The organism is Bartonella sp. AC62GZZY (assembly GCF_042196525.1).
Lineage (GTDB): Bacteria > Pseudomonadota > Alphaproteobacteria > Rhizobiales > Rhizobiaceae > Bartonella.
On the sequence record NZ_JBHIQN010000001.1, the window covers coordinates 268,557 to 284,932 of the forward strand.

Sequence of the window (16,376 nt, forward strand, 5' to 3'; positions counted from 1 at the left end):
TATTCATGAATGGCTAGATTAGAGTCTCTTAACAATACTTTTAGTACCATCCGACAGCAATTTGAGCTTCTTCTGACATACAATCAGGTGTCCATGGTGGATCAAAAGTCATAGTGACTTCAACATACGAAACCCCTTCAACTGCACTAACTGCATTTTCTACCCACCCCGGCATTTCACCTGCAACAGGACATCCCGGTGCTGTAAGAGTCATTTCAATTTTTACTGAACGATCATCTTCAATATCAATACGATAAATCAGTCCTAGCTCATAAATATCAGCAGGAATCTCTGGGTCATAAACTGTTTTGAGAGCAGCAATAATATCATTTGTCATACGATCAATTTCGTCTGCTGGAATTGCTGATATGTAAGATTTTTTATTTTCGCTTACAGTTTCAACGGATTCTGTAGAATGACGCTCTTCAATTGATTCAGCCATTAAAAAATGTCCTTGTTTCTTGCAATGCTTTTACTAATTGATCTATATCCTCTTGAGTGTTATACATGGCTAACGATACGCGGCAAATAGATGCTAGACCAAAGCGCTGTAATAAAGGCTGAGCACAATGAGTTCCGGCGCGGATTGCAACTCCTCTTCTATCAATAAACATAGCGATATCATGGGCGTGAATCCCTTCAATTGTAAATGATATAATAGCTCCTTTATTGGGAGAATGACCATAAATACGCAATGACTCAACCATTTTAAGTTTTTCCTGCGCATAAGCTAAAAGGGACCTCTCATGGGCATGAATCGTGCTACAACCTTTCTCTTGTATATAATCAATAGCCGCTGCTAATCCAATAGATTCAACGATAGGAGGAGTGCCTGCTTCAAAACGGTAAGGAGGAGCATTATAAAAAACCTTATCGGTTGTTACCTCCTCGATCATTTCCCCTCCCCCTTGAAAAGGACGCATTTCTTCTAATCTATCTTCTTTACCATACAGAACACCAATACCAGTAGGTCCATAAAGCTTATGACCTGTAAAGACATACCAATCACAATCGAGATCTTGCACATCAACGGTTAAATGTACTGCCCCTTGAGAACCATCAACAAGAACCGGAATAGAATTTTGATGTGCTCGCTTAATAATCTCTTTAACAGGAGGCACAGTTCCTAATATATTGGACATATGCGTTATAGCAACAAGCCGCGTTTTTTCGCTTAAAGACTTTTGGAAATCTTCAATGTGCAGAACACCATTTTCATCGACAGGAACAAAAATAAGTTTAACACCTTTTTGTTCCCGAAGAAAATGCCAAGGAATAATATTTGAATGATGTTCCATAATCGTTAGAACAATCTCATCACCTTCCTTGAGTTTAGGCATAGCCCAACCATAAGCAACAGTATTAATAGCTTCTGTTGCATTTTTCGTAAAAACAATCTCCTCCGCTTTTTGTGCATTTAGAAAAACACGAACGGTTTCACGAGAATTTTCATAGGATTGCGTTGCTGCATTGGCTAAAAAGTACATTCCCCTATGCACATTAGCATAACTATAGTGATAATAATTATTCATTGCACTGAGTACTGATTGTGGTTTTTGGGCAGAAGCAGCACTATCAAGATAGGCTAATCGCTTTCCATAAACTTGATGGTGCAAAAGAGGAAAATCACGCCGAATTTCTTCTACATTATAAGTAAATGTTTGTACGTTATTTTCCATTTTTTCCACCTTAAACATTTTTTTCAAGCCATTTACCAATGATATTCTCCAAAATAATCTGAATATTATCTTGCTTGATGTCATCAATAAGCTCAGAGATAAATCCTTTAATTAAAAGTGCACGAGCCGTTTTAAATGGAATACCGCGCGCCATGAGATAAAAAAGATAATCATGATTAATATTAGCAACTGTTGCACCATGACCGCATGCAACATCATCAGCAAAAATCTCTAATTCAGGCTTTGCATTAAATTCTGCATCATCTGAAAGAATAAGGCTATTACAAGCCATGCGTGCATCTGTTTTTTGCGCTTTTTGAGAAACACGTATTATTCCTTGGAAAACACCAACAGCCTTATCTGTAACCACATTGCGTATAATTTCGGTTGATGTTGATTTTTCTTCCACGTGACGAACAGTCATTGTAAGATCACTATGTGTTTGTCCTGATAATAAATTTATGACGCGTAATTGAAAGTCAGATTCTTCTCCCTGTAATTCAATATCGATTTCTTGGCGATTTAATTGACTCCCTATATTAATGACATAAAGTGATAACTTCGCTCTTTGATCAAGAACAGCACAAAATCGACCAAATTGTGTAGAATTAAAATCACGATTGCGAATGAGAATCCACGTAACATCACTATCAGCAGCAACATTTAATGAAAATATTGAACTGACAAAGGTATCTTTATCATTGCCAACCTGATGTTCAATAAACATAACTTGACTATTTTTATCAACTTTTATATCCGAAAAAATATGAGATTGTCCCCCCATTTGTATATTTTGTAACTCAATGGGGATATTTAACTTTGTATTCTCAGGGATGTGAAAAAGCCAACCATCTGTAACAAAAGCTGTATTTAACTGTCCAATAAAATCTTCATCAGAAATGTTTTGATTTATCTGTAAAGAATTATCTTCTAATGCATCTGAAAGGCGTTTTACTGCAATATTGTCTATCTTTGACTCTATCGATGTTTTTCCATTGTTTATGGAGAAAACAGCACTTTCTGAAAGCAATGCATCAACCAATTGATTGTCTTGAACTTTTGAAAAATTGCTAATAGACTTCAGTAAGGTACGCAGATTGGTATAATGCCAACTTTCGATTTTACGGGAAGGAAGCCGTGTCGTTTGAAACTGCTCAATAGTTTTCTTGCGGATTTCCTGTACAGCTTTATCACCAGGTAAGTGGTTTACATACTGATTAAAATTACTGAGTATATTTTCTTCAACCGCTAACAAGTTTTGCTGTGCATTCATATTTAATAACCTCAAACCGCTTCCCTAATAAGATCAGCATACCCATTTTGCTCTAAATAAAGTGCTAAGGATTTATCACCGCTTTTGATAATTTGTCCTTTATAAAGAACATGTACCGTATCAGGAATAATATAATTAAGCAGCCGTTGATAATGGGTAATCACCAAAAATGAACGTTTTGAATCGCGAAGTTTATTAACACCATCTGCAACAATTTTTAGCGCATCAATATCTAAACCAGAATCCGTTTCATCTAAAATGCAAAGTGTAGGCTCAAGAAGTGCCATTTGTAAAATTTCAGCGCGTTTTTTTTCTCCACCTGAAAAACCTACATTTAATGGACGCTTTAGCATATCCATATCTATTTCAAGTTTGGCTGAAACTTCTTTAACACATTTTATAAATTCAGGAATTTTAAGTTCTTCGTCACCTCGCGCTTTGCGTTGAGAATTCATCGCAACTTTTAAAAATTCCATTGTTGCTACCCCTGGTATTTCCATTGGATATTGAAATGCAAGAAAAACACCATATGCAGCACGTTCTGCTGGATCCATTTCTAAAAGTGATTGTCCATTATAGAGAATATCTCCTTCTGTTATTTGATAATCATCACGACCAGCAAGCAAATAAGATAAAGTTGATTTTCCGGCTCCATTTTGTCCCATGATAGCGGCAACTTCTCCGTCTTGAACTGTCAAGTTTAAACCACGAATAATTTCTGTATCGGTTTCAGCAATACGGGCGTGCAAATTTTTGATCTCTAACATCATTTAATCCTGTTTTGGCTGTTTTTCAGATATCAATGCGTATTATTTTACCTTAGCATCCATCTACTTTTGTAATTACCATAGAGGTCATTTTTAGCATTATGTGCTACCGTTACAGCCTTGTTACATAAAGTCTTCTATTTATCTCATTAAATAAAATTATCCAACACTACCTTCAAGGCTAATACCAATAAGCTTTTGCGCTTCGACAGCAAATTCCATGGGAAGTTTTTGAATGACCTCTTTTACAAAACCATTTACAATTAATGCGATAGCTTCTTCTTCAGGAATTCCTCTTTGCATAACATAAAAAAGTTGGTCATCGGAAATTTTTGATGTTGTGGCTTCATGTTCAAACTGAGCTGTTGCATTTTTTGCTTCAATATAAGGAACTGTATGCGCACCACAATCATTCCCGATTAACAAACTATCACATTGCGTAAAGTTACGCGCATTTTGTGCTTTTCTATGCGCTGTAACTTGTCCTCGATACGTGTTATTTGAAAAACCAGCAGAAATGCCTTTGGAAATAATACGACTGGATGTATTTTTTCCTAAATGAATCATTTTTGTACCGGAATCAATTTGTTGATGACCGTTTGCAACAGCAATAGAATAAAATTCTCCACGCGCGTTCTCACCGCGCAGTAAGCAGGATGGATATTTCCAAGTAATCGCAGAACCGGTCTCAACTTGTGTCCATGAAATCTTAGAGTTATCACCTCGACAATCTCCACGCTTCGTCACAAAATTATAAATACCGCCCTTTCCATCTTTATCGCCAGGATACCAGTTTTGTACTGTAGAATATTTAATCTCTGCATTTTCAAGCGCAATAAGCTCAACAACAGCAGCATGAAGTTGGTTTTCATCACGTTGGGGTGCTGTACACCCTTCAAGATAAGAAACATAGGAATCTTCAGCGGCGATAATCAATGTTCGTTCAAATTGGCCAGTGTTGCGTTCATTAATCCTAAAATAAGTTGAAAGCTCCATAGGACAACGAACCCCTTTGGGAATATAAACAAATGAACCATCTGTAAAGACAGCTGCATTTAAAGCCGCATAATAATTATCACTTATAGGTACAACTGTTCCTAAATATTCTTTAATAAGCTCAGAATGTTCAATAATCGCCTCTGAAATAGAACAAAAAATCACACCAGCACGTGCCAGCTCTTTTTTGAATGTTGTTACAACAGAAACAGAATCAAAGACTGCATCAACAGCCACCTGCCCCGATACAGACATACTGTCATCAAAAGTGGAGGGATCAGACTGTTTTCTTACTCCTGCCAAAATCTCTTGTTCTTTAAGAGGAATGCCAAGTTTTTCGTACGTTGCTAATAACTCAGGATCCACTTCATCCAAAGATTTTGGTCCTGTATGATTTTTTGGAGCAGCATAATAATAAAGCTCCTGAAAATCAATTTTAGGATATTCAAGACGCGCCCAATGAGGCTCTTGCATTGTCAGCCAACGGCGGTAAGCTTTTAAGCGCCATGTTAGCATCCATTCAGGCTCATTTTTTTTAACGGAAATAAATTTGATAATATCCTCATTTAAGCCTTTTGGAGCTTTATCGGTTTCAATATTGGTTTCAAAACCATATTTATATTGGTCAACATCTATTTCACGTACTTGGCGTATCGTTTCTTGTACTGCCGGCATAAATTTTCTCCATTTTTTGGCGTCAAAAACCGGTAACTAAAGTCTTGTTTTTTACAAGATTAAAGTAAGCAAGTTATCTCCTAGGCTATAGGTAAAGTGCAAAAATTTCAATCAAACTTATTTTATTTTTAAAATAATTCTAATTTTTATAACTTTCTGATGATAAATCTTCTCCTTTTTTCCTGCTTATAATTTGAGAAAAAAACGACAGAAAATCATCAATATCTTCAGAAGTTGTACCACGCCCTAGCGAAATGCGAATGGCACCATTTGGAACATGATACCCCATTGCCTCCAACACTTTGCTTTGTTTTACTTTTCCCGAAGAACAGGCAGAACCAGCTGATACAGAAAACCCTTCTAAATCAAAAGCAATTTGCATCGTTTCAGCTTTTATATTTTTCACGGTAAAGTAAGTTGTATTTGGCAAACGTTGAACTCTTTTACCAAAAATTTCAACATTTCTACTTATTTTTTGTAGTCCATCTTCTAATTTATTGCGTAAATATATTAATTGTTTTCTTTCTTCTTGCGTGAAACAATCAGCCATTGCTGCTCCAAAAGCAGCTATAAGAGGCAATGCTTCTGTTCCTCCCCGTAAACCTTTTTCCTGTCCTCCCCCGACAATAAGAGGATGTGGAGTGAGAAGATTACCACATGAAACAAAAGCACCTATCCCTTTAGGACCGCCAATTTTATGGGCAGACAGTATAAAAAAGTCTCCTCCTAACTGATGAATATCAACAAAATTTTTATCTACATATTGTGTCAAATCAACAACAAGAGTGCCTCCTAAATCGCGAACAACAGCAGCTATTTCTTTTAATGGTTGAACAACACCAGTTTCACTATTTGCAGCTTGAATAGCAACAAGAGGTAAACCTTTTGTTTTATCGTGAGCCGCTAAGAGTGATGTTAATTTATCTTGTTGAATGAGCCCATCTTGATCAACAGCAATGACGCTTATCAACTCTTTAGAAAAACGCCCTCCCTCTGCAACAGAGGGATGTTCAGTCGCTCCAAGGTAAAGATGAGAAAATTTAACTTTTGCTTTCCCAATATTGTAAAAGGGTGTTAACAAAGTCATTGCAGCTTCACTCGCACCAGAGGTAAATATCACGTGATCTGGATCTGTTTTAAGATTTTCAGCGATTTGCCGACGGGCCTTTTGCAACAAAGTTTTAGCCGCACGCCCTTCCTTATGAACCGATGATGGATTACCAAATATCTCTAAAGATTCTAGTAGCGCCATCCGTGCCACTTTTTTGAGTGGTGTTGTTGCGTTATGATCAAAATATCGGCGTTTTATAACCATTTTACATCGCAATCATTAATCTTATGAATTGATTAAAAAAATAGCGCAATTTTCTTGAAAAGTGCACTAAAAAAAGAATATCTAATAATTATTTAAGAGATTCTATGGTAAAAGTCGACCAGGGTCAAAGAGAGCCTTTTATTGCATTAAGGGAGCATTTTATGCCAGAAATTATTTTTAACGGTCCTGCGGGTCGGCTCGAAGGGCGTTATCAACCTTCACAACAAAAAAATGCACCCATTGCGATCATTTTGCATCCTCATCCCCAATTTGGTGGAACTATGAATCATAAAATTGTCTATGACCTCTTTTATATGTTCCAACAACGTGGCTTTACAACTTTACGTTTTAACTTTCGTGGTATTGGTCGTAGTCAGGGTGAATTTGATTATGGAATAGGAGAACTTTCAGATGCTGCTGCTGCTCTGGATTGGGTGCAAACACAACATCCAGACTCTAAAAATTGTTGGGTAGCAGGATACTCATTTGGAGCATGGATTGGTATGCAGCTTTTAATGCGCCGACCGGAAATTGAGGGATTTATCTCAGTTGCTCCTCAGCCTAATGTTTATGACTTTTCATTTCTTGCACCTTGTCCATCTTCTGGACTTATCATTCATGGCGGTATCGATAAAGTTGCCCCTCCAAAAGATGTTCAAATACTTGTCGATAAATTAAAAACACAAAAAGGTATCATCATCACACAAGAAATATTGGAAGAGGCTAATCACTTTTTCAGTGGATGTCATGAAGAACTTATTGAGCGATGTGCCCAATATTTGGATAACCATATCTCCAATGAACTTCTCGCTCCTCCTTCTGAAATACTTTCACTAACTTAGGAAAATACGATAGATTTATAAAAAATTAGCAAAAATCGTCCCTGATCATAACAAAGTATTTTTTCAGTCTATATTAAAACTTTTCTAAATTTTATTTCAGGATAGAAATGAGAGTAACAGAATACCTTTTTTCTATTACTAAGAAGGCTCTTTTTTAGCGTAAAAAAGAAATAATACCTGTGTTATTATCTTTATACTACCAATATGTCTCTTTCTCTTGTGAGGTGTGCGTCAGTTATGATAGATAACACATTAATAACTTATTATATAATCGCCTGTTATATACAATAAATGCACTCTTAAATTAGGAAATTAAATCTGTGTTTGCCTTTAAATCTGATTTTTTACATATTATGAGCGAACGTGGTTTTATCCACCAAATTTCAGATGAAAAAGGCTTAGATGATCTTTTTTCAAAAGAAACTGTAAGCGCTTATACTGGATTTGATCCAACAGCATCGAGTTTACATGCTGGAAGTCTTCTTCAGATTATGATGCTTTATTGGTTACAAAAAACGGGTCATCGCCCCATTGCTTTAATGGGTGGAGGGACCGGATTGATTGGTGATCCTTCCTTCAAAGACGAAGCGCGACGCCTTCTGACACAAGATGATATTGCTGCAAATATTGATGGTATTAAAAAGGTATTTGCTAACTATTTGACATTCGGTGACCGAGAAACCGATGCTTGTATTGTGAATAATGCTGAATGGTTATGCAATTTAAACTACTTAGAATTTTTGCGTGATGTAGGAAAGCATTTTTCTGTCAACCGTATGTTGTCATTTGATTCTGTCAGACTCAGACTTGAGCGTGAGCACTCTTTGTCATTCTTAGAGTTTAATTATATGATTCTGCAAGCTTATGACTTTGTTGAACTTTATAAACGTTATGGGTTGCGTATGCAAATGGGGGGCTCTGATCAGTGGGGCAATATTATTAACGGAATCGAATTAGGGCATCGTTTAGGAACACCGCAATTATATGCGTTAACATCACCATTGCTGACAACCTCTTCCGGTGCCAAAATGGGTAAATCATTGAATGGGGCTGTATGGCTGAATGCGGATAAGCTTTCACCTTATCAATTTTGGCAATACTGGCGCAATACAGAAGATGCTGATGTAACACGATTTCTAAAGCTCTATACTCCATTACCGATGGATGAGATTCTTAAACTTTCTCTATTACAAGGAACTGAAATTAACGAAGCAAAAAAAATTCTTGCAACAGAAATTACAGCAATGTTGCATGGACGCGCTCTTGCCGATGAAGCTGCAGAAACGGCTCGCAAAACGTTTGAAGAAAAAACTCTGGGAGAAAATCTTCCAACTGTTGAAATTAATTCCTCAAAATTAAAAAAAGGTGTTGGATTGCTCACTCTTTTAGTACAAGCAGGACTTGCTAAATCTAATAGTGAGGCACGCCGACACGTTCAAGGTGGGGGCGTACGTGTTAATGATCAAATTATTGAGGATGAAACACACCTTATTATTGAAAAAGATGTGACAGCAGAAGGAATCATTAAACTTTCTTTCGGAAAGAAAAAACATATTTTGATCAAACCGCTATAATCTATTGATTTCTCATTCATTCTATATTTATATCCATGATATTGATCTTTCTTACGCTTTCTTCCCTCATTTTTTAATTTAATTCTTATGACAGAATAATTTTATATGATGGCGAAAAAGTCTTTAAAATAATTCTATTTTAGAGAGTTGAAACTTTATTCCTTCTCTGTATGCTAGTAATTGATCTTTGCGCTTAAAAAGAAAGATAAAAAAATGATAAACTCAATGAAAGGTACTCTTGCTCCTGATTTTAATTTACCACGCGATGGAGGAGAGACAGTATGTCTTTCTGACTTTAAAGGAAAACCTGTTGTTTTATATTTTTATCCCAAAGATGATACCAGTGGATGCACAAGCGAAGCGCTTGATTTTACGAAATTAAAGACGAAATTTGATGAAATCGGTGTTGTTGTTATTGGAATCTCTCCAGATAATGTAAAAAAACATGATAAATTTAAAGTAAAACATGAACTTGATGTCATCTTGGTTTCTGATGAAGAAAAAAGGACCCTTGAAGCTTATGGTGTTTGGGTGGAGAAAAGTATGTATGGACGCAAATATATGGGTGTTGAACGGAGCACTTTTTTAATTGATGCATATGGAATAATAACAGAAGAATGGCGCAAAGTAAGTGTATCTGGACATGCTGAGAATGTTTTAGCTGCTGCAACACTTTTACATCGTAATGGTGACTTGTAAAGAGAATGCTTGATTTATCTTAAAAAGCAAAAGTTTTCCTTCCCAATTGATATTAATTTTTCCAATGGTTTCAATTTTTATAATATATTGCTTTATAAGAACAACTGATTATTCTACATTTAAATTATCCTCCTGAATATCGTAAATTCTTCTTATTTTGAATGAATCAAAATCAATTCACTTGCATCCGTCATAGTGCAGCAGCATGTTTGAGACAACGATTGAAACGAAATGAGAGCTTTGTAAGCAGCGCCAGCTTTTGTATGCCAAATAAGAGCAAGATATTGTGTATCTCTGTTTGTGTAATCTCTGAAACGGAAATACAGCCTAATTGTGGGAGAATTAAAGCCGTAAAGATAAAAACCATTTGCCACCTTTGCCATCATTCTTTAGTTCGGTTTTACAACTTTCAAAAGTCTCTAGAGCAATATCTTTTAAATAATGGAGATTGCTTATTATCTCACGCTTTTGTTTATTGCGTTCTTTAATAGGATCACGCCCCTCACGTAAAACAGAAGCGCCATTAGGGTGCACATTCACAAGCTTGTTTTAAAGAGACATCTGCCTCCAAAATCCATTTCACGACGACACCTCGTGAATGGTATAATGATAAATCTCCCATGAAATAATAAAAAATCCATTGAGCACCCCCATCTTTACGCTTGTGAAGAAACAAGCCGGCACCATCACACACTTTGCCAGCTCGTGGATGATTGAGACCGCCCCTAGTACTTAAGACAGTTCATAAGAGCCATTTTGAGTCCTTTTTTCTATAATTTTTATCCACACACTCATCCCGTTTGTTATGTGCAAGTAGTGATTTTGATTGATTCAACATAAACAAGTTTGAAATGAAAGAATCTTACGATATGCGGGATTCTCATTCAATAGGCAAAACAGTGAATTATCATTATAAATCAATTCGTTTATATAGCAGGATTGGCGTGTGAGAAAAAACTTGAAGAAAAGAAACAAGAGAATACCTCTTTGAACCTCTCAAGTATCAAGAGCTACCGTAAATCACAACCTCAGTAAAATGAACAACTTAAGAAACAAATTTGCATCCTTGAAGGATGATATATAATTAATTAATATCTTCAATTTCTTTATCTTGTCCATAAATGCGTCGAGCAAGCGCTGCTTCTATAAATACATCTAAGTTACCATTAAGTACAGATTGTGGATCAGTATTTTCAATTCCTGTACGCAAATCTTTGACAAGCTGATAGGGTTGAAGAACATAAGATCTAATTTGATGTCCCCATCCGATTTCTGTTTTAGAAGATTCAGCAGCATTGGTTTCTTCTTCTCTTTTTTTAAGCTCTTCTTCATAAAGCCGTGCACGCAACATCGACCAAGCCGTAGCGCGATTTTTATGTTGAGAACGCTCTGTTTGACATTGAACAACAATACCCGTTTTTATATGTGTGATGCGAACGGCAGAATCTGTCGTATTAACATGTTGCCCTCCTGCTCCTGATGCACGATATGTATCAATCCGCACATCTGCCTCTGAAACATCAACCTCAATATTATCATCAATAACCGGATAAACCCAAATGCTTGCAAAAGAGGTATGGCGCTTTGCATTCGAATCAAACGGGGAAATCCGCACTAAGCGATGAACGCCTGATTCTGTTTTTAACATTCCATAAGCATTATGCCCTTTTACAAGAATAGTCGCTGACTTTATTCCTGCTTCTTCTCCATCATGAATTTCTAAAACTTCAACCTTCATTGCATGCTGTTCAGCCCAGCGCATATACATGCGTAAGAGCATAGAAGCCCAATCTTGGCTCTCAGTTCCCCCTGCCCCAGCATGAACTTCTAAATAGGTATCATTTGGATCCGCCTCTCCTGAAAGAAGCACATCAATTTGCTTTTTATCTATCTCGCTTTTAAGATTACGTATTGAATTTTCTGCTTCAGCGATAATTTCAACATCACTTTCTTCTTCGCCCATCGCGATAAGCTCAATGCATTCTTCAAGAGTTTTTGTAAATGATAAAAGGCCATTAATTGAATCATCAAGACGTTGACGCTCACGCATCATATCCTGTGCTCGTTGCGCATCATCCCATAAGGATGGATCTTCCGCTTTTTGATTAAGATATTCGAGACGTTTTAGTGATTGATCCCAGTCAAAGATGCCCCCTTAGCAATTGAATTGCTTTCTGGATTTCATCAACTAATGTTTCTATTTCTGCTCGCATAATTTAACACCGTATTTTTTAATACTCTTTCTGGTTATGTCTCTTAGCATTTTATACAAATTTAAAAGCAGCTATCAGAAAATGGTAGGGTTTTATCATTCTATTTACGGAACCGACATTGTAAAAATAGATAAAAACCATAACTCATGGCAAAAAAATTTATCGATTAATACAGCCCACCCGTCCCACTTTCAAGAGCTTTATTGACTTGTGGAGAAGTGGTTACTGCAGGAACACCTTCTTGAAAAGAATTCGTACTCCCAATGACTTGATAGATATCAGCAGGACCAGTCCCTGGTTTAAATGCTTCTATAATGACATCTTGATCTCCTCTTTCGGCAAGCATTCCTGTTTTTCGATTAATTGGCATTAAAATCATACCCTTTGGCATCTTAAAGGGAACATCTGGCTTCCCTTTAAGAGCATCTACCATAAAATCACCAAAAATAGGTGCAGCTAATGAACTTCCTGTTCCATTATATCCTAACGGAGCTGGTTGATCATAACCGACAAAAATACCAACGACAATGTCAGGAGTAAATCCCATAAACCAGACATCCTTAGAGTCATTGGTTGTTCCTGTTTTAGCGGCAATATGTCGATTAAGATAACGTAAACGTGCCGCAGTACCACGCTGAACAACCCCTTCCATCATCGATGTAATTTGATAAGCCGTCATAGGGTCAAGAACTTGATCTCGCTCATCAATCAATGTGGGCTCACTTTGATTATTCCATGAATTCGTATTACAATTTTCGCAAATACGATCATCATGACGATAAATTGTCTTCCCATAACGATCTTGAATTCTGTCTATCAGAGAAGGTTTAATAGAGCGTCCGCCATTGGCAATAACGGAATAAGCTGTAACCATCCGTAATACTGTTGTTTCACCAGCCCCTAAAGCCATGGGAAGATAAGGCTGCAATTTATCTACCACCCCAAAACGTTCTGCATATTCAGCGACAAGAGGCATTCCCATATCATTGGCAAGCCGTATTGTCATAAGATTACGAGAATGCTCAATACCGTAACGCAACGTTGAAGGTCCTGCAAAGGTACCACCATAATTTTTGGGTTGCCAAACTTCACCATTATATTGACGAACTTCTATGGGGCCATCTAAAACAACGGATGCTGGTGTATATCCGTTATCAAGAGCTGCTGCATAAACAAAAGGCTTAAAAGCAGACCCCGGTTGGCGGTAAGCTTGGGTTGCACGATTGAATTCAGATTCGGCAAAAGAAAATCCTCCCACCATAGCAAGAACACGCCCTGTATGAGGTTCCATAGCAACAATTGCACCTTCAACCTTTGGAATTTGTTGTAAACGATAAGTGTTGTTTGTATTGGATAGTTTTTCAACAAAAATGACATCCCCAACTTGCAGAACATGAGATAAGTTCTGAACAGTTTTTCGATAACCATTTTCTTTTACAACATGGAGAGCCCATTTTGAATCAGCTTCAGATAAAACAGCAATTTCCCGTTTTTGGGATAATATACCTGAAGCTTCGTGCTGTGGCTGTAAACCAATCTCTACTTTGTTGGGATTAGTAGAAAGAACAACAGCTAAACGCCATTCAGGAACATCACTTAGCCCTGTGATATTTGCAAGTTCTGTCCCCCAATCACCTTTCTCATCAATATGCGCATAAGCTCCACGCCATCCTTGCGCATGATCAAATCTAATTAATCCATTGTGCAAAGCACGTCGTGCAATAAGTTGTAAATGCGGATCAAGCGTTGTACGAATGGAAAGCCCACCTTCATAAAGTGTTTTAGCCCCATAGCGATGTATTAAACGACGCCGCACTTCTTCAGTAAAATAATCAGCCGCAAAAACATAGCTATCACTCCCACGTATTGTCGCTCCTAAAGGTTTAGCTTTCGCTTTTTCACCTTGTTCACGCGTTACATATCCATTTGCAATCATACGGTCTATAACCCAATTACGCCGTTCAATAGCACGTTGTGTATTCTTAAATGGATCATAATTTGCTGGTCCTTTTGGAAGAGCAGCCAAATAAGCACATTGTTCTAGCGTCAGATCATTAACGGATTTATTAAAATAAGTCAAAGAAGCTGCTGCTATACCATAAGTGCCACGACCCAGATAAATTTCATTGAGGTAAAGCTCGAGAATATGATCTTTTGAATAAGTTTTCTCAATACGCATTGCTAAAATAGCTTCCTTAAATTTACGTTCTAACGTTGTTTCTGAACTTAAAAGGAAGTTTTTAGCGACTTGTTGCGTTATAGTTGATGCACCCTCTGGACGTCTTCCAGAACCAATATTACGAATATTATTGATCAAAGCGCGAGAAAGCCCTTCGGGATCTAAACCAAAATGATGATAAAAATTCTTGTCTTCAGCCGAAACAAAAGCATCTATAACAAGCTTTGGTATTGATTGAATCGGCAAATAAAGACGGTGTTTTGTTGCAAACTCTGCCATAAGACGACCATCAGAAGCATGGACGCGGGTCATTACTGGCGGCTCATAAAGTGAAAGAACTTCATAATCAGGAAGCGCATTTGCTTGACCACTGGTCATAACACCCCACATTATTGCACCACAAAGTCCAATAGCAACAAAAAAACGAAGAAGATATCTTAAAAAAATCATCATAAAAACGGCTATCGCTTTCTTAAGAATTAATCAAAGAAAAAATACGTTATACTTCAAACACACCAAGTGGATAACACCACAAGATTGAGATCAAGAGAAATTGTTTTCTATCTTTTATTTATACTAGGGTACACTAGAAGCCCCTATTGATACTCTATTTTCTCACAAATTTAAAGAGGCTGTATCATTTTCTGCCTATAATCAGCAAATTGACGAATAGAATGAGCAATAGAGGCTGCCATTTGTTTTCTCCAATGAGGATCATTTAATAACTTTTCGTCCTCTTTATTGGATAAATAACCTATCTCTATCAAGACTGAGGGTATATCTGAAGCTCTTAAAACTTGAAAATTAGCGTACCGATGTGGGTTATTAATCAAGTTAATATGATTCTTTGATAAACTTGAAATAACACTATTTGCAAAATTAACCGAAAATGTATGTGTTTCACGTCGTGTAAGATCCATCAAAATATCTGTAACTTCAAGCGTTTCATCTGCAGGCAAACCATCAAGCAAATCAACTTTATTTTCATTTTCAGCTAAAGATTTTGCAATGGCATCAGAGGCTTTGTCTGATATGGTATACACTGTGGCACCGCGAAGAGAATGTAGATCAATCGTATCCGCGTGAATAGATATAAAAAGATCAGCATCAAACTCTTGCGCTTTTTTAACTCTTTCACTTAGTCTTAAAAAAATATTGGAATCTCGTGTTAAAGCAACGGTAATATGAGAATCCTTTTGTAATTCGTCTCGCAATGCACGCGCAAAGTCTAAAGTCACATCTTTTTCTAAAATTCCAGTAACACCCCGTGCACCACCATCAATACCACCATGACCAGGATCAAGAACAACACGGAAATTATATGCTGGCATTAACTGTGTTTTTGTATCAAAATTGCTTCTTTGCTGTTTTTTTAATATCTCATCAAATTTTTCTTGTGTACTTTTACGAATATCAATCAGCAACTGCCATAAACCATTATTTAATTTTTTTACGACATTTTTTTCAACCACAAAAGCCGTTTTACTTGTCAAAATAATGCGTGAAGTCTGTATGTCAGAGAAAGCATAACGCACATCTGAAAGCATAACGGATAATGTATTCCGTTTCTTTAAAGGCGTATTTTGCATCGAAAAGTCAATTGTAGGTAAATTGATAACCAAACGTGCGGGCCTGTCCAAAATCTGTAAACGAACATTTGGTTTTGAATTAAAAACCGCAATAATACGCGTATGAACACTATCACCAATGGTTCGAAAATTAATAAGTCTCAGAGGATCTGCGGCTTGAACACTAGTTTGGAGTAGCAAAAAAGATAATAAAAAGTATGTGACGAGCACAATAACATCCCCATAAGCTGTTTTCAGCTTTTTGGTAAAAAAAACTTTTATCATAAGCAAAATACTCTACATTACCTTTGTAATAATTTATCTTGGTTACATAAAACAATACACCAATTTATCTCTATTTTTCAATAAAAGCTAAATAAACACCTCAAAATGGAATTAAGGTCATAAAGATATTATAATTATACATGATTTACATTGTTACTTGCCAAATTTACATTGTTACTTGCCAAACGCATGATATCAACATAAAAGAATATTTATGCTTCCTAGCTGATAATAGTCATCTAAATTATCTACAACTCATATTAAGTTGTCTTTAGAGGTTTTTTGTCTATTATGCGTTGAGACTTTTTTAT

General features: G+C 36.6%; 12 protein-coding genes and 1 pseudogene. 3 read left to right on the forward strand and 10 right to left on the reverse strand.

The genetic code is table 11. The annotated features are described in order from the left end of the window. Positions 1–40: 40 nt before the first annotated feature. The 6 genes from ACFIML_RS01210 to ACFIML_RS01235 form a co-directional block, all read right to left on the reverse strand. On the reverse strand, positions 41–442 hold the full coding sequence (locus ACFIML_RS01210; protein WP_273787976.1) for an SUF system Fe-S cluster assembly protein: 402 nt from the start codon (positions 440–442) through the stop codon (positions 41–43). Further along, a complete protein-coding gene (locus tag ACFIML_RS01215; protein WP_375687190.1) occupies positions 435–1,679 on the reverse strand; it encodes a cysteine desulfurase in 1,245 nt (414 codons plus the stop codon). The genes ACFIML_RS01210 and ACFIML_RS01215 overlap by 8 nt, the downstream gene beginning before the upstream one ends. 10 nt (positions 1,680–1,689) lie before the next feature. After that, positions 1,690–2,952 (reverse strand): Fe-S cluster assembly protein SufD, encoded by a 1,263-nt coding sequence (sufD, locus tag ACFIML_RS01220; RefSeq protein WP_375606858.1) that lies wholly within the window; start codon positions 2,950–2,952, stop codon positions 1,690–1,692. 11 nt (positions 2,953–2,963) lie between these two features. After that, positions 2,964–3,719, reverse strand: coding sequence for a Fe-S cluster assembly ATPase SufC (sufC, locus tag ACFIML_RS01225; RefSeq protein ID WP_375606924.1), 756 nt, complete (start codon positions 3,717–3,719; stop codon positions 2,964–2,966). Between the two features lie 159 nt (positions 3,720–3,878). Continuing rightward, positions 3,879–5,390 (reverse strand): Fe-S cluster assembly protein SufB, encoded by a 1,512-nt coding sequence (gene sufB, locus ACFIML_RS01230; protein WP_375606857.1) that lies wholly within the window; start codon positions 5,388–5,390, stop codon positions 3,879–3,881. A 139-nt stretch (positions 5,391–5,529) separates the two neighbouring features. After that, on the reverse strand, positions 5,530–6,705 hold the full coding sequence (locus ACFIML_RS01235) for a cysteine desulfurase family protein (protein ID WP_375608373.1): 1,176 nt from the start codon (positions 6,703–6,705) through the stop codon (positions 5,530–5,532). 161 nt (positions 6,706–6,866) lie between these two features. Between ACFIML_RS01235 and ACFIML_RS01240 the strand changes: the two genes are divergently transcribed. The 3 genes from ACFIML_RS01240 (at position 6,867) to ACFIML_RS01250 (ending at position 9,820) form a co-directional block, all read left to right on the forward strand. Further along, complete coding sequence (locus ACFIML_RS01240) at positions 6,867–7,547, forward strand: alpha/beta hydrolase (RefSeq protein ID WP_375687192.1); 681 nt, start codon at positions 6,867–6,869, stop codon at positions 7,545–7,547. Between the two features lie 320 nt (positions 7,548–7,867). Continuing rightward, positions 7,868–9,121, forward strand: a complete 1,254-nt coding sequence (gene tyrS, locus ACFIML_RS01245; protein WP_375606854.1) for a tyrosine--tRNA ligase — start codon at positions 7,868–7,870, stop codon at positions 9,119–9,121. A 213-nt stretch (positions 9,122–9,334) separates the two neighbouring features. Continuing rightward, positions 9,335–9,820 carry a peroxiredoxin gene (locus ACFIML_RS01250; RefSeq protein ID WP_375687195.1) on the forward strand — a complete coding sequence of 162 codons (486 nt, stop codon included), beginning with the start codon at positions 9,335–9,337 and terminating at the stop codon, positions 9,818–9,820. A 193-nt stretch (positions 9,821–10,013) separates the two neighbouring features. On the opposite strand, the pseudogene ACFIML_RS01255 reads toward ACFIML_RS01250, so the two are convergent. The 4 genes and pseudogenes from ACFIML_RS01255 to ACFIML_RS01270 all read right to left on the reverse strand — a co-directional run. Further along, positions 10,014–10,442, reverse strand: a pseudogene (locus ACFIML_RS01255) (hypothetical protein); the annotation flags it as partial. 462 nt (positions 10,443–10,904) lie between these two features. After that, a protein-coding gene (gene prfB, locus ACFIML_RS01260) for a peptide chain release factor 2 (RefSeq protein WP_375606852.1) occupies positions 10,905–12,033 on the reverse strand; the annotation gives its coding sequence in 2 pieces (ribosomal slippage) (positions 10,905–11,963 and positions 11,965–12,033; 1,128 coding nt in all). 166 nt (positions 12,034–12,199) lie between these two features. After that, complete coding sequence (locus ACFIML_RS01265) at positions 12,200–14,665, reverse strand: penicillin-binding protein 1A (RefSeq protein ID WP_375606851.1); 2,466 nt, start codon at positions 14,663–14,665, stop codon at positions 12,200–12,202. A 170-nt stretch (positions 14,666–14,835) separates the two neighbouring features. Further along, positions 14,836–16,065: an N-acetylmuramoyl-L-alanine amidase gene (locus tag ACFIML_RS01270; RefSeq protein ID WP_375606850.1), complete on the reverse strand. Its 1,230-nt coding sequence runs from the start codon at positions 16,063–16,065 to the stop codon at positions 14,836–14,838. Positions 16,066–16,376 lie beyond the last annotated feature (311 nt).

Bases quoted from the DNA above. Each gene is read 5' to 3' on its own strand.
- ACFIML_RS01210 (WP_273787976.1), bottom strand. From the start codon at position 442: ATGGCTGAATCAATTGAAGAGCGTCATTCTACAGAATCCGTTGAAACT.
- ACFIML_RS01215 (WP_375687190.1), bottom strand. From the start codon at position 1,679: ATGGAAAATAACGTACAAACATTTACTTATAATGTAGAAGAAATTCGG.
- sufD (WP_375606858.1), bottom strand. From the start codon at position 2,952: ATGAATGCACAGCAAAACTTGTTAGCGGTTGAAGAAAATATACTCAGT.
- sufC (WP_375606924.1), bottom strand. From the start codon at position 3,719: ATGTTAGAGATCAAAAATTTGCACGCCCGTATTGCTGAAACCGATACA.
- sufB (WP_375606857.1), bottom strand. From the start codon at position 5,390: ATGCCGGCAGTACAAGAAACGATACGCCAAGTACGTGAAATAGATGTT.
- ACFIML_RS01235 (WP_375608373.1), bottom strand. From the start codon at position 6,705: ATGGTTATAAAACGCCGATATTTTGATCATAACGCAACAACACCACTC.
- ACFIML_RS01240 (WP_375687192.1), top strand. From the start codon at position 6,867: ATGCCAGAAATTATTTTTAACGGTCCTGCGGGTCGGCTCGAAGGGCGT.
- ACFIML_RS01250 (WP_375687195.1), top strand. From the start codon at position 9,335: ATGATAAACTCAATGAAAGGTACTCTTGCTCCTGATTTTAATTTACCA.
- ACFIML_RS01265 (WP_375606851.1), bottom strand. From the start codon at position 14,665: ATGATGATTTTTTTAAGATATCTTCTTCGTTTTTTTGTTGCTATTGGA.
- ACFIML_RS01270 (WP_375606850.1), bottom strand. From the start codon at position 16,065: ATGATAAAAGTTTTTTTTACCAAAAAGCTGAAAACAGCTTATGGGGAT.